15 protein-coding genes are annotated in these 19,225 nt (G+C 42.7%); 13 read left to right on the top strand and 2 right to left on the bottom strand.

All coding sequences use genetic code 11. The features are described 5' to 3' along the window. Window positions 1–132 precede the first annotated feature (132 nt). The 10 genes from AC5ELV_RS04125 to AC5ELV_RS04080 all read left to right on the top strand — a co-directional run bounded on the left by AC5ELV_RS04125 (window position 133) and on the right by AC5ELV_RS04080 (window position 8,806). The gene (locus tag AC5ELV_RS04125; protein ID WP_493429211.1) at window positions 133–948 is read left to right on the top strand and encodes a class I SAM-dependent methyltransferase; all 816 of its coding nucleotides are present in this window, start codon (window positions 133–135) and stop codon (window positions 946–948) included. Further along, on the top strand, window positions 935–2,020 hold the full coding sequence (locus AC5ELV_RS04120) for a saccharopine dehydrogenase family protein (protein ID WP_493429210.1): 1,086 nt from the start codon (window positions 935–937) through the stop codon (window positions 2,018–2,020). The genes AC5ELV_RS04125 and AC5ELV_RS04120 overlap by 14 nt, the downstream gene beginning before the upstream one ends. Before the next feature lie 390 nt (window positions 2,021–2,410). Beyond that, window positions 2,411–2,983 carry an SMI1/KNR4 family protein gene (locus tag AC5ELV_RS04115; RefSeq protein WP_493429209.1) on the top strand — a complete coding sequence of 191 codons (573 nt, stop codon included), beginning with the start codon at window positions 2,411–2,413 and terminating at the stop codon, window positions 2,981–2,983. A gap of 30 nt (window positions 2,984–3,013) precedes the next feature. After that, window positions 3,014–3,727 carry an HAD family hydrolase gene (locus AC5ELV_RS04110; protein WP_493429208.1) on the top strand — a complete coding sequence of 238 codons (714 nt, stop codon included), beginning with the start codon at window positions 3,014–3,016 and terminating at the stop codon, window positions 3,725–3,727. Continuing rightward, a complete protein-coding gene (locus AC5ELV_RS04105; protein WP_307348838.1) occupies window positions 3,724–4,311 on the top strand; it encodes a GNAT family N-acetyltransferase in 588 nt (195 codons plus the stop codon). The genes AC5ELV_RS04110 and AC5ELV_RS04105 overlap by 4 nt, the downstream gene beginning before the upstream one ends. Window positions 4,312–4,534: 223 nt before the next feature. Next, window positions 4,535–5,017, top strand: coding sequence for a ribosomal maturation YjgA family protein (locus tag AC5ELV_RS04100; protein WP_493429207.1), 483 nt, complete (start codon window positions 4,535–4,537; stop codon window positions 5,015–5,017). Window positions 5,018–5,077: 60 nt separating this feature from the next. After that, entirely contained in the window at window positions 5,078–6,289 is a 1,212-nt protein-coding gene (locus AC5ELV_RS04095) for a rhamnogalacturonan acetylesterase (RefSeq protein ID WP_493429346.1), read from the top strand. 115 nt (window positions 6,290–6,404) lie between these two features. After that, the gene (locus AC5ELV_RS04090; protein ID WP_493429206.1) at window positions 6,405–7,349 is read left to right on the top strand and encodes a class I SAM-dependent methyltransferase; all 945 of its coding nucleotides are present in this window, start codon (window positions 6,405–6,407) and stop codon (window positions 7,347–7,349) included. Between the two features lie 309 nt (window positions 7,350–7,658). Next, window positions 7,659–8,216: a hypothetical protein gene (locus AC5ELV_RS04085; protein WP_493429205.1), complete on the top strand. Its 558-nt coding sequence runs from the start codon at window positions 7,659–7,661 to the stop codon at window positions 8,214–8,216. A 29-nt stretch (window positions 8,217–8,245) separates the two neighbouring features. Then, entirely contained in the window at window positions 8,246–8,806 is a 561-nt protein-coding gene (locus AC5ELV_RS04080; protein ID WP_493429204.1) for a GNAT family N-acetyltransferase, read from the top strand. A gap of 2 nt (window positions 8,807–8,808) precedes the next feature. Here the strand turns inward: AC5ELV_RS04080 and AC5ELV_RS04075 are convergent, their stop codons facing one another. Both AC5ELV_RS04075 and AC5ELV_RS04070 read right to left on the bottom strand, forming a co-directional pair. After that, window positions 8,809–9,150, bottom strand: coding sequence for a GIY-YIG nuclease family protein (locus AC5ELV_RS04075; RefSeq protein WP_444954001.1), 342 nt, complete (start codon window positions 9,148–9,150; stop codon window positions 8,809–8,811). A 155-nt stretch (window positions 9,151–9,305) separates the two neighbouring features. Then, window positions 9,306–10,064 carry a DUF2087 domain-containing protein gene (locus AC5ELV_RS04070; protein ID WP_493429203.1) on the bottom strand — a complete coding sequence of 253 codons (759 nt, stop codon included), beginning with the start codon at window positions 10,062–10,064 and terminating at the stop codon, window positions 9,306–9,308. A 358-nt stretch (window positions 10,065–10,422) separates the two neighbouring features. On the opposite strand from AC5ELV_RS04070, the gene AC5ELV_RS04065 reads away from it, so the two are divergent. The 3 genes from AC5ELV_RS04065 (at window position 10,423) to AC5ELV_RS04055 (ending at window position 18,828) form a co-directional block, all read left to right on the top strand. After that, the gene (locus tag AC5ELV_RS04065; RefSeq protein ID WP_493429345.1) at window positions 10,423–12,423 is read left to right on the top strand and encodes a fibronectin type III domain-containing protein; all 2,001 of its coding nucleotides are present in this window, start codon (window positions 10,423–10,425) and stop codon (window positions 12,421–12,423) included. Window positions 12,424–12,519: 96 nt separating this feature from the next. Continuing rightward, the gene (locus AC5ELV_RS04060) at window positions 12,520–18,369 is read left to right on the top strand and encodes an RHS repeat-associated core domain-containing protein (protein WP_493429344.1); all 5,850 of its coding nucleotides are present in this window, start codon (window positions 12,520–12,522) and stop codon (window positions 18,367–18,369) included. Window positions 18,370–18,390: 21 nt separating this feature from the next. Continuing rightward, entirely contained in the window at window positions 18,391–18,828 is a 438-nt protein-coding gene (locus AC5ELV_RS04055; RefSeq protein WP_493429202.1) for a hypothetical protein, read from the top strand. Window positions 18,829–19,225 lie beyond the last annotated feature (397 nt).

The raw sequence follows: 19,225 nt of genomic DNA, 5'->3' as shown, positions 1-19,225 counted from the left end.
ATTATTAAATCCCACATTTATGGGATGGTGGATATTCGTATTGTCTTTATAATTGAGAATGATTATTAATTAAATCTACAATAAACGAATGGCCCGGGAAGATCAAGGCTAAATGATTGGAGGAAAGCACATATGAAACATACCCCTATTGGAAATACGGACTCAAATCAACCTATGAGCTGGAATCATCCGAATGTGCACAAGTACGCGGATACGATTGCTTTAAAAATACCTGGATATGCTCATTTGTACGAGATGACAGACGGTTTGATAACCGCACAGCTTGAGGCACAAGCTCATATTCGAAATATAGATCCAAATGTGTTAATTGTCGGTGCTGGAGGCGGTCAGGAATTGATTACGCTCGGAGAGCGCCATGAAGCATGGTCCTTTACGGCAGTAGATCCCTCTGAGCACATGCTGGATTTGGCTCGTAAGCGTGTAACACATGCGGGCATCAGTTCAAAAATATCGTTTGTTGCAGGTACGTTGGAAGATTTGTCTGGAGAACAGTCTGAAGAACAGCTCGAAAAGCAAGGCGAACAGTTATGCAGAGAAGCGGTCTATGACGCTGCAACCTGCCTGCTGGTGCTTCATTTTCTTCAGAGCTTGGAAAGTAAACAAGCATTGCTACGCCAGATATCGGCTCAACTCAAGCCGGGTGCGCCTTTTTGTCTAGCTTCTATTAATGGGAATCCGCAGGGGCCTTCTTTTTCCATCCAAATGCAGGCGTGGAAAGGTCATATGCTAAGTCAAGGCATTTCGCTGGAGGATTGGGAACGATTCTCTGCTTCCATCGGTCGTGAGTCAAACCCGGTATCCAACGCGGTAATACAGGAACTGTTGATAAATGCAGGCTTTACCCATATCACCCGGTATTATGGCGCTTTTTTAGTAAATGCATGGTTTGCAGTTAAAGAGGGAGAGACAGCTTATGACAAAGGATAACATCATCATCATTGGCGGGTATGGCCATGTTGGAAAAATTATATGCACGGAATTAAGTGAAATGTTTCCCGGCAAGGTATTTGCCGCAGGTCGTAGCCTGGAACGGGCCACTGAATTTAGCCAACAATCGAATGGTAAGATAAGGCCCTTGCAGCTTAATATTCATGAGCCGATGGACCCGTCGATATTAGAGCAAGCCAAATTGGTGATCATGTGTCTGGATCAGGACAATACGGCCTTGGTACGTGCCTGTCTTCAACATGGGGTACATTACATAGATATTACCGCGAATGCGGACTTTTTGAGTCAGGTGGAGCAGTGTCATCAGGAGGCCCGAGATTATGAGGCCACAGCCCTGTTAAGTGTAGGATTAGCTCCGGGACTGACCAATCTGTTGGCACTGCAAGCGACACAGCTCATGGATCAGACGGATGAGTTGAATATATCTTTGATGTTGGGCTTGGGGGATCGACATGGTCAGGCTGCTATTGAGTGGACAGTAGATCAGATTCATGCCGATTTGGAGGTTATAGAACAGGGACGTCCTGTGACTCGAAAAAGCTTTACCGATGGCATAGTGGCAGACTTTGGTGCAGGAGTGGGTCGTCATCGGGCGTATCGATTCCCTTTTTCGGATCAGCAGACACTTCCTCGTACGCTCAAAGTTCCTACGGTTAGCACACGCCTTTGCTTCGACTCACGCCTGACCACCCGGCTACTGGCAGGACTTCGAACGATAGGAGTATCAGGTCTACTCCGACAGCAAACCGTGCGTGATGCGGTGGTTCGCAGCTTTGGCAAGGTACATATAGGAGGGAATGCTGTAGCGGTCAAGGTAGATGCTCGAGGAACTCTCAATGGCAAGGAAACGAAGGTTGAATGCCGGCTAAGGGGGCACCATCAGTCTGAATTAACCGCTAAGGCAGCCGTCTTTGCAGTGCTCGCCCTGTACCGTTCAGAACTTCCATATGGTGTATTTCACATGGAGCAGGTTTTTTCGTGGAATCGCATGCGGGTTTGGTTGGGACAGCAAGTATCCGTAGATATTCAGGTGAACGGACAGCAAGCATAGAAGTCATACATTCTAATGAAGGACTCTCATATAATCCAAGCTTATTCAGCAATGTATTGCGGATAGGTCTTGGATTTCTTTTCCTATTGAACTACACTAGAAAGAAGTACATATTTTTGGAAAAGACCTAAGGGGATGATATGAAATGTGGACTCCCCTATGAAAACAGCAGGCAGCATACGCACGATTTTACAATAAAATATCGATTCTACACGCTGGAAGAAGGAGACAGGAAACAACTGCCTATTCAGGGGTACCGCTGCGATTTTGCCTATGGGAGCGATGAAATCACGACGACGAGAATTTATGCCATACATTCTAGTTTGAAGATAAAGATGGTCAATTGATCATGGATACCGAGCACGCTAGCTGCTGAGGAGTCGATAAGAGATGGATATCGCTTATATCATAGATTTATTACGTAAACACGATGTGACCCTAGCTCCAGGCTTATCCATGCAGGAGATTACCGACGTCGAAGGCAGGTATGATATTTACTTCCCGCCCGATTTGAGGGAGCTTCTGCTGAGTGTTCTTCCCATCGGTAAAGGATTTATCCCTTGGAGAGATACGTCACCACAGCGGATGGGTGTAATCCGGCAAAGGTTGAATTGGCCGCTGGAAGGTATGATTTTTGATGTAGAGCAGCATGTATTCTGGCCTCCCGAATGGGGCGAAAAACCGACAGATTCGGCGGAAGCTGTTGATATATGTAAACGTGAGTTTTTACGTGTGCCCAAGCTAATCCCGATCAACGGACATCGATATATCCCAGAGCAGCCATCTGAAGAAGGAAATCCGGTATTTTCAGTGTATCAAACGGATATTATCGTGTATGGGGAATCTTTGCAGGAGTATTTCAAGCTGGAATTTGGGGAGAAGTCTTATGAACAAATTGATTTTAATGCTGTAAAAAAAGTGCGTTTTTGGAGCGAATTGTGTGAGTGGGTGTCCGGAAGATGAATAAGTCGAAACGAAGGAAGGGAGCTTTTTATGTCCATAGAAGCGATTATTTTTGATCTGGATAATACTCTTATTCATCGTAAACAGGCGTTTGCGGCATATACAGAGCGCTTTATAGAACGATTTATTGTGGTAGAAGAACCTGCGATCCGCGCGGCTGTCGTTGAACAGATGCGTTTGGCGGATCAGGACGGATATCGGGATAAGAGGGAACTGTATACCGAGCTGCATGCAGACTTGGAACTGAAAAATCCCAATACGTCAGTACAAGAGATGTTGGGCTTTTGGTATAGTGAATTTCATAAGTTTACGGTGTTGATGGACGGGGCCAAGGAAGTATTGTCCGAACTGCGGTCGCGTGGCTTGAAGCTTGGTATTATTACTAACGGCTCACTCCGCACGCAGCAAGCGAAAATCGACCGAGTTATGCTGAGGGATTATGTGGATTCTATTATCGTATCGGGTGGCGTCAACATCCAGAAGCCTAGTCCTCGAATTTTCGAGTTGGCTCTAAATGAGCTGGACATTGTCGATCCCGGCCATGCCTGTTATGTAGGCGATCATCCGACAAATGATATTCGTGGTGCACAAAGTGCAGGATTGCATACCATCTGGCTGGAAGGCTTTATGACGTGGCAGGAAACGGGCATTGTACCGGACTATCAGATTGGGAGTTTGCGTGAAATCACAGGTTGGCTGGATCGCCGCAGTTATTCAACGAATAAGGAGGAGGGTGCATCATGAGTATGGAGCAGCAACCGAATCCCATTCTCTTATCGTTCCCTGACCAATTCCAGACGGAGCGATTGACTATACGCGCTCCGCAGTGGGGGGATGGAGCGGCAGTCAATGAGGCGATGCGAGAAAGTGCGAATGAACTGCGGCCTTGGCTTCCGTTTGCAAGAAATCTTCCGACGGCAGAGGAATCTGAAATCCGTTCGCGCCAAGCCAGACTTAAATTTCTGGATCGGTCTGACATGATGTTGTATATATTTGATACGGCTTCGGGAGAATTTGTAGCCAGCAGCGGTCTGCATCGTATTGATTGGGAAGCACGAAGATTTGAAATTGGGTATTGGCTCAGAACATCATGGACTGGAAAAGGCATTATAACAGAGGCCGTGCACGGTATTACGGATTTTGCCATACAGCATTTGCATGCCAATCGGTTGGAGATTCGTTGTGATTCCAGAAATACGCGTAGCGCCAAGGTAGCGGAACGTGCAGGTTTTACACTGGAGGGGATTTTAAGAAACGTCGAGTATGATGAAAAGGGAAGCATGGCACACCAAATGGTTTTTGCCAAGGTGCGTGGTATTGAATTTTAGTATCCTCACATGAACAGGTTGGAAGTTGCTGATATGTTTGTACGATATTACGGAGGCTTATTATGATTAATTATATTATGAAAAATACAGACAAGTTGGTGTGCATACAATATGACATCAGCAAAAGGTTCAGCAATCTTGCAAGCGCTATCCAAGAGAGGATGCTTTACGAATTTCCAGCAGCTTGGCGCAGATGTCCCAGCATTAGGACAGGTGATGTAGCATGAGGAGCGATCGTAAGAGCGTCAGCAGGAAGGCCAATCGCGAAATAAAGGAGAAATTCCGCTGGAAGGCCCGCGCTGCGTACCTAATTGCTGTGCTGGTCACGATTTTGTTGGGTTTGGGAAGCCGGGTTTTCTCCTCCCAGTTGCCTGAATTCGTTGCTAATCACTTTGGGGATGCCTTGTGGGCGTGCATGATTTATTTTGGGCTGAGAATGTTGTGGGTGAATCGTCAATTGTCTGTAGCCCTGTGGGGCAGCTTGCTGTTTTGCTTCGCCATTGAGTTCAGCCAGATGTACCAGGCTCCCTGGATTAACCACATTCGGGCAACGACGCTGGGCGGCCTGGTGCTTGGGAAAGGGTTCCTGACCGCGGATCTGATCAGGTACACAGTTGGCATTGTGGTATCCTGGGCACTGGACCAAGGCTGTCAAAAGCTGGCGGGGATCAATACACGTATAGACAATGACAAACCACTCAAATAACCTGAAAAGCGAGGGTTGCGCTTGAAACAAAAGGGAAAGCGTCACAGGTTGTTCGGTAAGATGATTGGATTATGCGCAGGGTTCAGCTTATTGTTTGCAACCATACTTATCCCAGGGCAGGCATTAGCCGAAAAACAGCTTGCGGCGCCTCTTCGATTTGACTTTGGCCCCGGCAACGTAGCTGAAGGCTACACCCAAGTCACTGCCAAGGATGCTTACACGCCTGAGCGAGGCTATGGATTTACCGATCTTTCCAAAGTGAATGAAGAGGATCGTGGTGGAAGTGATGCTATACGCTCAGATTTTGTTCGTGTTCAAGGATCATCATTTGTCGTCAATTTACCACCTGCAGATTACACGCTTTCCCTGATTGCCGGAGATACTGCCGGAAACACAGACATTACGGTTAAAGCCGAGTCTATCGTCAAGGTAGAACCTACCGCCAAAACAGCAGGACAATTTGTCGAGGCTGGATTTGAACTTGCACTTATCGACGGTCAGCTCGAATTGTATTTCTCAGGTAATGAAGCGAAGATTAACGCTTTGGTTATTACTCCAAAGGATGCTCGAACGGCTGGAGAACATCCTTCGGTATACCTTGCGGGAGATTCTACGGTTCAAACCTATAAATCCGCGATGAAGCCTCAGGCGGGCTGGGGGCAAATGATTGCTCCGTTCTTCACAGATGAGCCTATTTTTGTGAACCGTTCTATTGGTGGACGAAGCACGAAAACCTTTCTGGTACAAGGGCGGTTAGATGATATTTTACGCAATATCCGTCCAGGAGATTATCTGCTCATACAGTTTGGGCATAATGATGCCGCGATCAACAACCAAGAGCGTTATGTTTCACCCGCGGATTACAAAGTTTACTTAAAAACCTACATCCAAGGAGCCATCCAACGCGGTGCAACACCTGTGCTAATCACTCCTGTTGGCCGCCGGGATTATGATGCGGCAAGTGCCTCGTTTCGGATTAGTTTCCCGGAATATGTGCAGGCCATGAAGGAAACAGCATCGGAGACAAATGTTGCACTGGTCGATCTTAGCCGCTTGAGTGTAGCGTACTATGATACACTTGGCCTGGAAGGAACACTCCCGTTATTTTTACATGTGGAGCCAGGGGTGTATCCTGCATTTCCTGATGGAGTGAAGGATGATACACATTTTCAGGAAAACGGTGCGGAGCAAATAGCTCGCCTGGTAGCTCAAGGGATCCGTGAGCTGAATATTCCTTTATCCTCTTATGTACAGGTGGAAGATTCGCAATAAAACATTATTTCCATAGTCATGGTATACTTAGAAAATAAGCTGGCCCTACCCAAAGATAGCATTGTTTAAGCTTGGGTAGGGCTTTAATGTTCTGGATCTTAAGGAGGAAGCGAGAATGACAGTCGCTCAACTTCATAATCTTATTAACGATCAACTCCTGTACAATCAGCATCGGAGTTTATTTTATATGCGCGAGGGTTCTGTTCTGTTAGGACCTTCAACAGAAATGACGTTCTGGCTAACGCAGAGAAGCTCGGAACTGATCCTCATGCTTCAAAGCTTGAAGCGCCAGCATACGTATAACGCTTTTGTGACGGATGTAGCGGCTAAAATACTGTCCCAGTTTGTAAATACCAATCAGTATCTACATTTTCACACAGACCATGCGAGGGAGCTCACGAAGCTGTATGATCGACTCTTCACCCGGATTGAAAAACTGTTCCAGAAGAAATCTATAGATAGAGCAACCTTGGACTTGCTGCTCCAGCAGCATTACGGGCATTTGAGAGATTTTTTAACTCGTACCAACGGACGTGAAATGTTTGCTAAGTATGCAGAGTGTGAGTATACCTTTTGGATACCTTGTGAGGAATATACGCCGGAGTTGCAAGCCAATCTGCTAGGATTGGACATTGCTCGTTTGCAAGAGCCTGTTCTAGATGTTGGTTGCGGATCTGAGGCACGGTTGGTTACTTATTTACGTGCCTGTGGAATTGAGGCTTACGGAACAGATCGGTTGGCTGAAACAGAAGGTTGGGTCACTCAAGGAGATTGGTTAGAGACCACCTTTGGGGAACGTACATGGGGGACGATCGTTTCACATATGGCATTCTCCAATCATTTTATACATCATCATCTGAAGGCAGATGGTAATATTCATGAGTACGCTCGCAAATATATGGAATTGCTTAGAGCCATTCGGCCAGGAGGGAGTTTTATTTACAGTCCATGCCTTCCATTTATGGAAGAGCTTTTGAATGCCCGAATGGGTTATCAAGTAGAGTATATCCAGTCTTCTGAAGGTTACAGAGCCACGAAAATAACGCGTATACATTCATAAGCGTAAGTAGTAGTCCATTCATTTGTCAGATCCGTTCTTGGAATGGTAGTATAAGGATAGATATTACTCTATTTGGGATTCTGTTAATGATAGAGATTCTCACAACGCTGATTTGACACCATTAGAGGATGATCATTAGCAGTATGGCTGCACTGAATAATAATGATTAGCCTACGGATAACGGAATTTTCAGGAAAGATTAAATCATATTTTCCTAAAAGCCGATATATGGGAATGAGGCGAGAACATACTGTTATTATACCCGCCCGAAAATGGATGTATATAATTTGGGTTAGGAGAGTAGAAGAAGTGTCAGATCTGTATACGAAAAAAGAAGTAGAAGATTATGTAACCAACGTGGTTTTCGAACGACCTTTAGGTGTAAGTATTTCAGCCATTTTATTGATCTTTAATGGAGCACTTCTGTTGGTGACCCAGCTATTGACGCTTAATGCATTAAATGAGGCTTCTACGTTTGTAGGCATTTGCAGAGGCATGTTTCAAGGATTTATCGCGTTACTCGGTTTGGCAGGGACGACTGCCGGTGTCGGCATGTTATTTGGTAAGAAGTGGGCTTGGTGGCTGGCAGTATTTTACTTTACATATGAGACCATGCGTTATACGTGTGCAATTCTGTTTATTCCGGATGTCCCTCCAACGTTGGGCGGTGTACAGTTAAACCCTGCTTTATACTACGTAAAATATGGTATGCGTATTATTTGGAATTTGTTGTTTACGTTGTTCATGTGTCGTAGTAAAGTGACAGGTTTTTTTCAAACAAGTGGAATCAACAAGTGGAGAGTATGTATTGTATTATTCTTCATCAATGGAGTGATGGTTGGGATTGGCTGGTGGCTGATAAGATAGGCTCTTCGATGTGAAGGAGGAGATGGATAATGTCAATGGAAACGTTTCCGATTTTAGAAACCAATAGGCTTCGTTTAAGACAGCTTACAGTAGGGGATGCGGAGGATGTGTTCGGCTATTTCTCCAAGGATGAGGTCACACAATATTATGACTTGGAAAGCTTTACTGAGGTAGAGCAAGCCGAAAAATTTATTCGTTCGATGCTAACCAGATATGAGAAGCAAGAGGGCTTTCGTTGGGGGATTACGTTAAAAGAAGCTCCTGAGCGGATCGTGGGTACAATTGGATTCCATAACTGGCACAAGGAGCACTCCCGTATTGAAATTGGGTATGAGCTGGCACCGGAATATTGGCGGCAAGGTCTGATGACAGAAGCGATGAAGGTGGTAGTGGATTATGGCTTTCAATTGCCGCAGGTTCACCGTATAGAAGCCTTCATTGATCCAGATAACGAAGGCTCCAGACGGCTGCTGCTCAAAAGTGGCTTTACTAAAGAAGGTCACCTGAGAGACTATTTTTATGAAAAAGGCCAGTTTGTCGACGCTGTTATTTTTGGATACCTTCAGGAAGAGCATCCCGTGAATCGGTAAGTTTACAAATATCCCTTGTCTCCGTATGGCTGGAGTCGATCAAGCCAGGTCTGCTCCAGCTTTGCTAGTGCATCTTTGACATCAAAGAACGCTGAGTCCTTTTTCTTCAAAACGTCCAGCACTTCAAATTCAAATGAATCTTCTCCGTACTCATTCCATTCCTGTTGTAGTTGTTTATTCTTAAATCCGCCCATATTTAGCTCAAAACGCCGTCCATTCAGCGACTTTAAATTCGGCGTGGAAGAGACGAAAATTTTCCCATTACGTGTATTGCGAATGCAATAGATTCCTGCCTCTGTCTTAATCTCCATGTATTGCTGCACCAGTTCTTTTCTTCGATTCATTGTCGAATCCTCCTATTTGAGCATTTTGCATAAATCCCAAGAGCATTTTCAAATCAGCAATGTATAGATCGAAACGCTTTAGTTCGTCTATATATTGTACCTACGAGCGTTGGGAATCGAATTATGCAAAATGCTGATTTCATAAGCGCCTAGCTTCAAGATTCCTTCAACCAATATTCACTGCCATCCGGCTTACGATCCAATAGATTGTATTCAATCATATATCTTCGCACCGTGACATAATCGTCATACACTTCCTGTAAAATCGCATTGATATCTTTCTCATGATATATTTGTCCCTTTACAAAACGGTCCGCAATTTCACGCAGCACAATCAGCTTGTGCTTTTCTTGCATTTTAAAGGTCTTAAGGCGCCCGTCTGTACCATTCGGAAAATACTTCGTGAGCACCTTTTGCCTTTCGTCTTCCGTAATGTTGTAACGTTCGTCCACCATCCGTGCTCCTATGGGTACTTCTACAATGGCGGGAGCGTGACGGTCTTTCTCCTTTAGCAGCTCCATTAATGTGAGAAATACTTTGGCCTGCCGTTCTTTTTCTTTGAGACCAAAGCGATGGTTGCGTATGGTGGATGCGCTGCCGATTCCGGTTTCCTTTTGAATATCTGCATCGCCCATGCCTTGATAAAATAACTGAAGCAACCGATTCTGATGATCCGTCAGCCCGGTCAGCTTTTTGTCCAGACCAATCAAATAGTCAAAGACTGAACCATACGTCCGCTCAATATGAAGCCGCATGTACCTCTCCGCGTCATACAATACCCCTTGATCCTGATATATGATGCCTTGCTCATATCGTTGTCCGTCCAACAGGCAAATTACCTGCTCTCCTTGGCGAATATATCCACGCTTCAGTTCTTCGATACCAGCATTCCAGAATAGTTCGGAATAATCCATTTTAGCAAACACCTCGATTGAATGATGATTATATTATAGACAATATAACATTTTGTTTATTTTAAATCAATGAGTGGGAGGATTCTAAAAGTATACTGGATATTCAAATTCATATAATGTTTAAAAAAGGATGTTATTGTTTTAAACATAATTTATGGCAATTTAAAAATATTTATATATTTTTCTTTATTTCGACAATCTTCGCTATATACAAATTTAATACGACATTGTTATCATATGTAAATCAAAATACATTTTTCTGAAAGAGGGCGAAATATGATTGAATTATAAATTATTTTTAATTTTAGTATTCTTCTAACTAGGCATTACCACTATATGCAGGGGGATGATTTTGAAAATGAAATTTTTTTTAAACGAAGTGAGGCAGCGAGGGAAAGGAAAGAATGCTAAGACATTCGTTTTAACAATGCTTGGCCTATTTGTTTTTTTATCTCCGTGGAGCATAGCTGTGCTTTCTCAGGCAGTAGTGTCAGCAGCTTTTACAGGTGGGATACCAAATCTTTATCCACCACCAAACAGGGGCGGATCAATTGGGCCTCCTGAAGAAAAGCCAACGCCTTCAGAACCATCGTCTACACATGAAACTGTAACGTTGTCGGATGGTTCGATTGTACATGTGCAGGCAAGTTCCCCTTATATCAATTTCATTCGAAACAATGTAGTCGTTTATTCCAAAAATCTTGGGGCTGCATTATCGGTTAAATTTTACAATGTCTCGGTATCTTCCAATGCTATAACGGTAAATTACTTTTATATAAATGAGTGGAATGGATCCAAATCCTCAGGAACTTTTACATACTCAGGAATTGTCTTAACCACTCCAGCCAGTCCACACATAAGTTCCAATATTACAGGGATGACGAATCAAAATGTTCTTATCCAATTGGATAGTGTACCTGCTAATTCTAAAAGCGAGTACAAAATCGGTGTGAACGGTACGTGGACTCCATACAGTAATCCATTTCAGGTGTCTGAAAACACTACTATTTTTGCTTGTTATACAGATAAATACGGAAACCTCAGCACTGAGAATTCATTGGTGATTAGCAACATTGATAAAACACCACCTGCCCCACCGTCATTTAGTAATAGCCCTCCGAATGAAGTAGCAAATAATATCAGAGTGACAATCAACTATCCTACTGATGCAGCGACAAGGGAATACCGTGTTAATCAAAGCGAATGGAAGGTGTATAACTCTCCCATTGATGTCAATGAGTATGGAACGCGCATACAGGCACGCGCAACAGATAGTGCCGGAAATGTGTCGCAAGTTACGGAATCGGTAATAAATTTGATTAATAGAACGCCAGTAACGATTAAGGGCATTCCAGCTACCACGATTGAAATGGATGAGGGAGCCTCAAATAAAGATCTATCCGAATATTTTACAGACCCTGACCAGCAGCAGCTTCAATATTCGGGTACAAATTCCAACTCAGTCGTAGTCATCCACCAATTGGTCAAGGACTCAAGGGGGAATACCTCACTACTGAATTTGCAGCCCCAAAGTTCGGGAGAATCGACGATAACCATAACAGCTACAGACCCGTTAGGTAAGTCTGTATCGCAGAATTTTGTTGTAAAAGTTTTGGATACCAAATATATAGAACAATTGGCCAAAGCTGAAGCAGCGGTGGCACAAGCAGAGACAACCCAATTACAGACGGATGTAAATGCAGCTATAGAGTTAATAAACAAACTTCGTGATCAGGACAAGGGCAAGCTTGTTGAAAGAGTAGTAGCAATACAAAAAATCATTGATGCAAAAGCTGCCTATACTGAGCAATTGGCGATAGCTACGCACGCAGTTGAAAAAGCGGAGGCTTCAAAATTACAAACTGAGATTAATATGGCTCGCACTTTACTAGTGCATCTCAATGATGCAGACAAACAACAGCTTAACGACCGATTAGATCGTATACCGGCTATTGATGATTTGCCCAAGGATATAACAAGTCCTTCCAAACCTAAAAAGTTAACCGGCTCCAGGCCTGCACCGAACAGCATCGTTTTAACATGGGAAGCATCTACCGATGATGTTGGAGTCGTTAGCTATGATGTGTATCGGGATAGTCAAATGATAGGTAATACCGGAGAATTAACCTTTCAAGTGAACCAGTTAGAGCCTCAGAAAATTTACAGGTTTGCAGTGAAAGCCAGAGATGCGGCTGGAAACTATTCGGAGTTTAGCAATAGTGTCAAAAGCGGCTTATCCAGAAAATATAAATATATTTATGATGCTAATGGAAGGCTTGAGCATATTGAACAGGATGGTCAGGTTGTTTTCCAATATCATTATGACTCTAATGGTAACCTTATACAGATCATAAAGTGAGCAGTTCCCAATAAATGATATGTAATACAATTTAAAGTCGGGAATGGAGAGAAGAACTTGCGATTTAGAACAGTAAGACGTCATATAGCGCTAATCATGATTATTACATTTATTTTTGGCACAATTAGCGGCCTTGTTCCTCCAAATGTATTCGGTGCAGGGAAGGACAATTCGCAATATTCGGCGGATCAAATGGCTGCCCGATTTGGAGTCACATCATCTTTTCTTTCGGAACAATTAAAGAAAGGTTATTCATTAAATCAAATTTATACAGCGTTATATATGGCTGAACAGGATCATATAAGCTACGATCAGGCAGTAGCTTCGTTATTTCCTTCAGAGGAAAACCAATCACAGACTGTAACAAGTGACGTATATAATAAGCTATCGGATGCTCCACTAGATAACCTGATTTCTCATAGTGTTACAGATGATGTTTATCCAACTGATGATCCTGTTCCTACGAACAAAGTCACTGAAGATGTATATAAGGCGGATTTCCTGAAACTAAATCTCATGGCGAATGTGCCACAGCTTCCACCTATTAGAGAGGAAGCGCCCGTTTACAATAAATCTTCCTTTAATGAAGCACCTTATTCTGTTGGCGACGATAAAGAATCAATATCCACTTTATCAGGTAGCTTATCGCTGCAAAACACAGATTTAACTCTGCCTGGACGAAATGGACTGGGCTTTTCTTTGACGCGTCAATATGATACAAATCGTGCTCAATTTTTTGACAAAGGCGCTGAAATTGTTGACAACAGTGCTGCTGTGCAAAATTATTATGTCTACTTTAAGGCGATGATGAAACCTGTTACCAAGTCGTACAAGGTAGCCTATCAGCAAAAAAGATGGGTGCAAGAGGACACAGACGGTGATGGGAATGTTGATGTGAATACCTATAATCTTCAGCCGGAAACCAAAGTTATAGGCACATACACAACCTATGAAGCTGCTAGTCAAGCAGTGGGACAAAAAATAACCTATACTACAGCTCCGGAGTCCAGAGTAGAAAAGGACTCTCAAACGGGAAAATGGGAGAAGGCTTTTCCTGATTCAATAAAGTACAGCAAAGATGGATTTACAGGAACCTTAAACAAAGATGGACAAGCCAGAGTCATCAAGGGATCATATACAGCTCCAAGTTTTAAAAATGTATTCGGGGAACAGTGTAGTGTTATGAATACGTTCTTTTATGATAGTGCTGGAAATATAACACGGAATTATCCAAGTGGTTCGTCATGTGGAGACTCTAAATTACATTACGACAGGGACTCATATGAAGGGGATTTGTCCTTAACAGGTATGATTGTTCCTCAAAGATGCCCTAGCTTTTCTCCTGGTAGAATCATGTGTAGCGAGTACGGAACAGCGTATTATTCAGGAACAGTGTTCAATAAGGGAACTGCTGATACCCGAGAATGGAGGCAAGATTATAGCGGAACCGTTACTAAGCCTGGTTATACCAGCGATATTGGTTATAGCGAGTGGACTAGCAACGGAAAAGGCGGAAGGACAAGAACGGCCTTTACCATGGAGGGCTCACCGCAAATTGAAACGATTGTTTCTGAGGGGCTTGAAACGGCTGTTCGCCGACAGACAGCGCTGTTCACAACCATTGCTGAGGCTGAGTACTATAGGGATTTAATTAACAGCAATCCTCAGACTGAAATTCCGGGTGACGATGGGAATAAATATTATATTGCAGCAGATGCGGATGCTACCGTCTTTGCTGAGATTGTAGCCTATCAACCTTCATTTATTTTTCAAAACCGTACCTATCCTGCCCTGGAAGATCAATTGAGCCCTCTTGGCAAGGGGTGGTCCTGGAATTTACCTTATGTAGAAACCAAAGAGGGCAAGCAGTACATACACTTGGGGGATGGTGGAAGCTATGAAATTGAGGGTGACCAGCTCAAAGGTTACGACTGGAAAGGACTCACCTTCACTCCTGATACTTCAGTAACAGTTAATGGAGAAAATTCATCATATGTATTAACTTCTGTGGATGGAACGAAAAAACAATATTTCTCCAAAGACGGTCAGTTGCTGCAAATTGAAGATGCATATCATAACACGATAAAGTTCAATTATGAACTCAATGCTACTTATAAACGCAAATTGCTTAGTAAGGTAGAAGATGCGATCGGTAACTCGATTGATATTCAATATACGGCTACAGACGTTACTTTGTCTAAAGGAAACCGCACAGTTGTCTATCATAAACATACAGAACAAGGTGTTGAATTACTGGATTCAGTTACAGATGCTGAAGGCAGAAAAACGACATATTCCTATACATTGGCACCTGCCAAGTTTAATTTGAGTGCGTCACACCCAGAAAGACAAATCTCTAATCCGTACGCTTTGTTAACCAAAGTATTTCATCCTACTGGAGCCTCTACTTTGTATACTTACGAAGACCAACCAGTAAAACGCTATATTGGCTCCAATTCGGTAAACGAGGCATATCGAGCGGACTCACGTGTAGATCAAATCATTTATCAAAATAATCAAACGGAAAACTATAATCAGGAAACGATTCATTATAATTCTGATATGGGTGAGAGCTATGTGAAAGATACTTCGTTCTCTACTGTAACAGACAATGGATTAGTTCGTTCGACCTTCAATTATACTAAAAAGTTTATTAGTGCAGACACGCCACCACAGTATTACCTGGATCAATCTGTGTTTAAAGCAGGAGATTCTGAAAAAAGCACAGCTTATCAATACGGTAAGCAGGTGACAGGCAAAGCCTATACTGTACCTGTTCCAACGCGTACCTCGTCCAGCAATAATCAAAATGGAGACGTTTTGACAACTGCTGCTGAATATGATGATTACGGTAATATGACAAGCTCAGTGGATGAAAAAGGTTCACAAACTGCGTATACGTATGACGACAAGCATAGGATTAAAACCATTACGGAACCGATTGATTCTAACAGCACTGGAGTTACAGAGTACACTCGAAACCCGCAGGGGAAAGTAACACAGGCCATCGTCTCCAAGGATCATTCTGGGGGAGAACTACTACAAAAAGTAAATTATTCAGGTATTGATGCTTACGGAAATACAACGGTTCAGACGATTACGAACGGTAACAAGTCCGTGACTACAACCACGGAATACAGCAGTGGCTACGACCATGCTTTTCCTACGAAACAAAGTGTAGAGGTTACAAATATTGATGGAGAAAAATCTACGGTAACCATTCAGTCAGAGTATGATAAGCCAACTGGTTTAATCACTTCCTCGCTGGATGGGAAAGGTCAGAAAACCGGGTATCAATATGATGCTCTTGACCGCGTAAAGGCAGTAACCTATCCGGACGGTAAAAGCATCCATGTAGCCTACGATGATCTTGAGAACACCGTAACGGTTACGAATGAGCTGGGGATAAGAACAAAAACACGTTACAATGCTTTGGGTTGGAATATCGAGTCAGGTCTGTATGAAGGTAACGATTACGTGATTAAGTCCAAATCAGCTTATGACGCTAACGGCAGACTAGTATCCAGTGAAGATGCGCTTGGGCACCTGACACGTTATGGCTATGATGCTTGGAGCCGTACAACGTCAACAGCCTACGCGGACGGATCACAAGCAGTAGTCGAGTATAATGATGCTCTTCGTCAAGTAACTCAACAAGATGGCGAGCTTAATGAACAAATTCAAATCTACGATAAATGGAATCGTCTGGTGCAAAACAAAGAAAAATCAGCAATGGACGGTATTGAGAAGATAAATTCCAAAGTAGAGTATGATACTGTAAACGACCAGATTTTAAAACAAACCGATGCTAATGGTAATGAAACTCTATTTTCATATAATGCTTTGGGTGACCAAACATCTGTGACGGAGCCAAACGGCGAAACGACGAAGTACACTTACGATATGCTGGGCAATCTCACTCAGATCACATATCCGGATGGTCATGCCAAGGTGAAGGCGTATGATGAATTGGGTAGAGTGATTCAAACCAAGGATGAGAAAAACCAGGTAGAGAAGCGTTATTTTGATACCAACGGGAACTTATCCAAGAAAACAGATCGCAACGGGAACGTCACTTCATTTGAATACGATAGCCGTAATCGGTTGAAGTCGCGTGTGGGAAAAGATGAGACAGTCAGCTACGTATATGACGCTGCAGGCAAACGCCTAAGCATGACAGATCAGACGGGTACAACTTCCTATGCGTATGATCCGTATACAGAGCAATTAGATACCTTGTCTTACCCGGATGGACTAAAGCTCTCCAATCAGTATGATGCTAATGGGAATCGAACCGAAATGACAGGACCATTTGGCGAGCAAGTAAACTACACGTATGATCAATTGAACAGATTGAAGACCGTAGGCAACACAAAAGATAAGCCTGTTTCGGAATATTCTTATACCAAAAATGGATTGCTGGACACAACCGTATCTGCAAATGGTTATCGCCAGCAAAACAAATATAATGGGATTGAGTTAGTTGAATTAAAGCACACACGATCTGATGCGGAAACGAACAGCTTTCAATATAGCTACGATCCTGGTAAAAATATTACGAAGCGTACTCAAAATGGTGTAGAGGATTCATTTACGTATGACAAGCTGAATCGGATTGCTACCTCCACCGAAAATCAGGATGCTTATTCGTATGATGCCAGAGGGAATCGTTTCACGATGGAAACGGAGAGACCTCCTCATACGAAGCCACGTGAGAACAGCTTTGACGATCAGAACCGATTGACTCAAGTCAAGGTTGACGGAAAACTTGTTGAGTACCGATACAACGGGGATGGATTGCTGACAGACCGTATACAGGATGGCGTTCATACCCGATACTACTACGATGGAAACAGTGCGCAAATCATAGCAGAAGCTACGATTGAAAATGGAAAGCCTGTTTTAAAAGCTAATTATATTCGAGGTCTGAAATTAGACGCTATAGCCTATGCAGATCAAACAGAAGCCTATCCTGTCTATAATGGTCACGGAGATATTATTGAAATCAGGGATTCCTCCGGAGCTTTGCTGAATCAATATCAATATGATATCTGGGGCAATGAAGAGGTCAAGGAAGAAAAAGTTCACAATCCATTCCGGTATTCAGGCGAGTTATGGGATGATACAACGGAACTACAATACCTTCGTGCCAGATGGTATGATCCTGATAGTGGAAGGTTTATCAATGAGGATACGTACGATGGGGAAGTTAATGATACATTGAGTTTGAATTTATATACGTATGTCCAAAACAATCCGTTGATTTATATTGATCCTAGCGGGCATTATATTTCAACTGGACCATTGGAACAGTTTAAATATGAATTAGAACTAGCTATGAAGGACGTACATTCTAAAAAGCAGGCCGATTATTGGCTGTGGAGAGAAGAAATAGGTAGTATTTTTGCTCCTGTGTATAATGACAATAACAATGAATTTAAATTTTTATTTGGGTTAGCGACCCAAACAAGCCCTTATGGAAATAGTAAAAAGAAGGCGGATTGGGCTAAGAGTTACCTACTAGAGGCTTATAGTGCTTATATCACAGGATATGTTTATGAGTCCTCTGGTCTTGTTGGTACTGTGGGTTCCATGTTTGGACCTAGTAATAGTAGGAACACAGGACAAGCTAAAGCCAAAATTTTCAGTGCAGATGGAAATGCTGAGTTAAGGGCGACCAGACGGCCTGTATTTGATAAGTGGATGGAGAATGGTGTCGAAGTCGGTGGTCAAGGATTCAAAATGAATCAACATGCTTACAATAGGCTATTTAAGTCAGGTCGCAAAGATATTATGCCAGATGATATCACAACAGCACTTAGTAAAAAGCCAACTCCGGGTGAGCCAGGAAGCGTGATATATACTAATCCATCAACTGGTACTAAGGTCTATGTCAATCCAACAAGTAAAGAGATTGTTGGAGTTCAACCTGGCAGTTTCAAATAGAACGAAAGGAGAACTTTAGTAGTGCTATTAAAAGAGATTGATACAAACCACGGTACCTCTAGGGTGTCATGCACATACACTCCGTCTATTGAAACCTACAATATTGTCACAGATAATATGACGGATGATTGTAAACCTACCCAGCTTGGCAATGGATGTTGCATTTGGCTAAATGAGAAAGGGCAACTCGGAGAGATTGAATGTATTTGTCCAAAGAGTTTCAAAAATGGAATTTCAACATATTTTCATCTTGACGAATGGATTGATGGGACACCTTCTTTCGAGATATCTTCAATTGATGGTGATGTAGTCATTGAACAACTTGAGGATGGATATATTATCTGGTTATCGAGAAAAAGTAACGTAGAACTAGAAGTATCGCAAAGTGGAATAAGCTACTTGTTATCAGGAAATAAATTATTAGGTATAGTAGCTGAAAAAAGTGAGATAATTGAATGAACCATAATGGATTGTCATGCCTAGTAGGAATGAAGTTTTGCCTAAATCCATATAAAGAAATAGTAAGAGATTTTAAAGGGATTAGAGGAAGATAATAATAATTATGGTTTTCTATATTAACCACATGTAAAACTCTTGCATGTGGTTTCTTTTTATCTCGAAATAGAAAAGCACGACCCAAATCAGGATGCTTATTCGTATGATGCCAGAGGGAATCATCTTACAATGGAAACGGAGAGAGCTCCGCATACGAAGCCGAGAGAGAACAGCTTTGACGATCAACATCCCTAGAGGAATAATAATAGCTGATATTCATAGGGATAAGTTGCCTTGATATTACAGTACAAATATTTTCACTAGGTAAGTTGTACAAAGGAACTAGTGCATCCAGATTTTT

This window comes from Paenibacillus sp. NMA1017 (assembly GCF_058895805.1).
Note: the sequence above shows the minus strand (reverse complement) of the source record. Positions and strands in the feature narration are given on the sequence as shown.

Excerpts from the sequence above, each read along its gene's own strand:
- AC5ELV_RS04070 (WP_493429203.1), bottom strand. The coding sequence starts at position 10,064 with ATGGATTATTCCGAACTATTCTGGAATGCTGGTATCGAAGAACTGAAG.
- AC5ELV_RS04105 (WP_307348838.1), top strand. The coding sequence starts at position 3,724 with ATGAGTATGGAGCAGCAACCGAATCCCATTCTCTTATCGTTCCCTGAC.
- AC5ELV_RS04080 (WP_493429204.1), top strand. The coding sequence starts at position 8,246 with ATGTCAATGGAAACGTTTCCGATTTTAGAAACCAATAGGCTTCGTTTA.
- AC5ELV_RS04095 (WP_493429346.1), top strand. The coding sequence starts at position 5,078 with ATGATTGGATTATGCGCAGGGTTCAGCTTATTGTTTGCAACCATACTT.
- AC5ELV_RS04060 (WP_493429344.1), top strand. The coding sequence starts at position 12,520 with ATGATTATTACATTTATTTTTGGCACAATTAGCGGCCTTGTTCCTCCA.
- AC5ELV_RS04065 (WP_493429345.1), top strand. The coding sequence starts at position 10,423 with ATGAAATTTTTTTTAAACGAAGTGAGGCAGCGAGGGAAAGGAAAGAAT.
- AC5ELV_RS04125 (WP_493429211.1), top strand. The coding sequence starts at position 133 with ATGAAACATACCCCTATTGGAAATACGGACTCAAATCAACCTATGAGC.
- AC5ELV_RS04090 (WP_493429206.1), top strand. The coding sequence starts at position 6,405 with ATGACAGTCGCTCAACTTCATAATCTTATTAACGATCAACTCCTGTAC.
- AC5ELV_RS04120 (WP_493429210.1), top strand. The coding sequence starts at position 935 with ATGACAAAGGATAACATCATCATCATTGGCGGGTATGGCCATGTTGGA.
- AC5ELV_RS04110 (WP_493429208.1), top strand. The coding sequence starts at position 3,014 with ATGTCCATAGAAGCGATTATTTTTGATCTGGATAATACTCTTATTCAT.
- AC5ELV_RS04100 (WP_493429207.1), top strand. The coding sequence starts at position 4,535 with ATGAGGAGCGATCGTAAGAGCGTCAGCAGGAAGGCCAATCGCGAAATA.
- AC5ELV_RS04115 (WP_493429209.1), top strand. The coding sequence starts at position 2,411 with ATGGATATCGCTTATATCATAGATTTATTACGTAAACACGATGTGACC.
- AC5ELV_RS04075 (WP_444954001.1), bottom strand. The coding sequence starts at position 9,150 with ATGAATCGAAGAAAAGAACTGGTGCAGCAATACATGGAGATTAAGACA.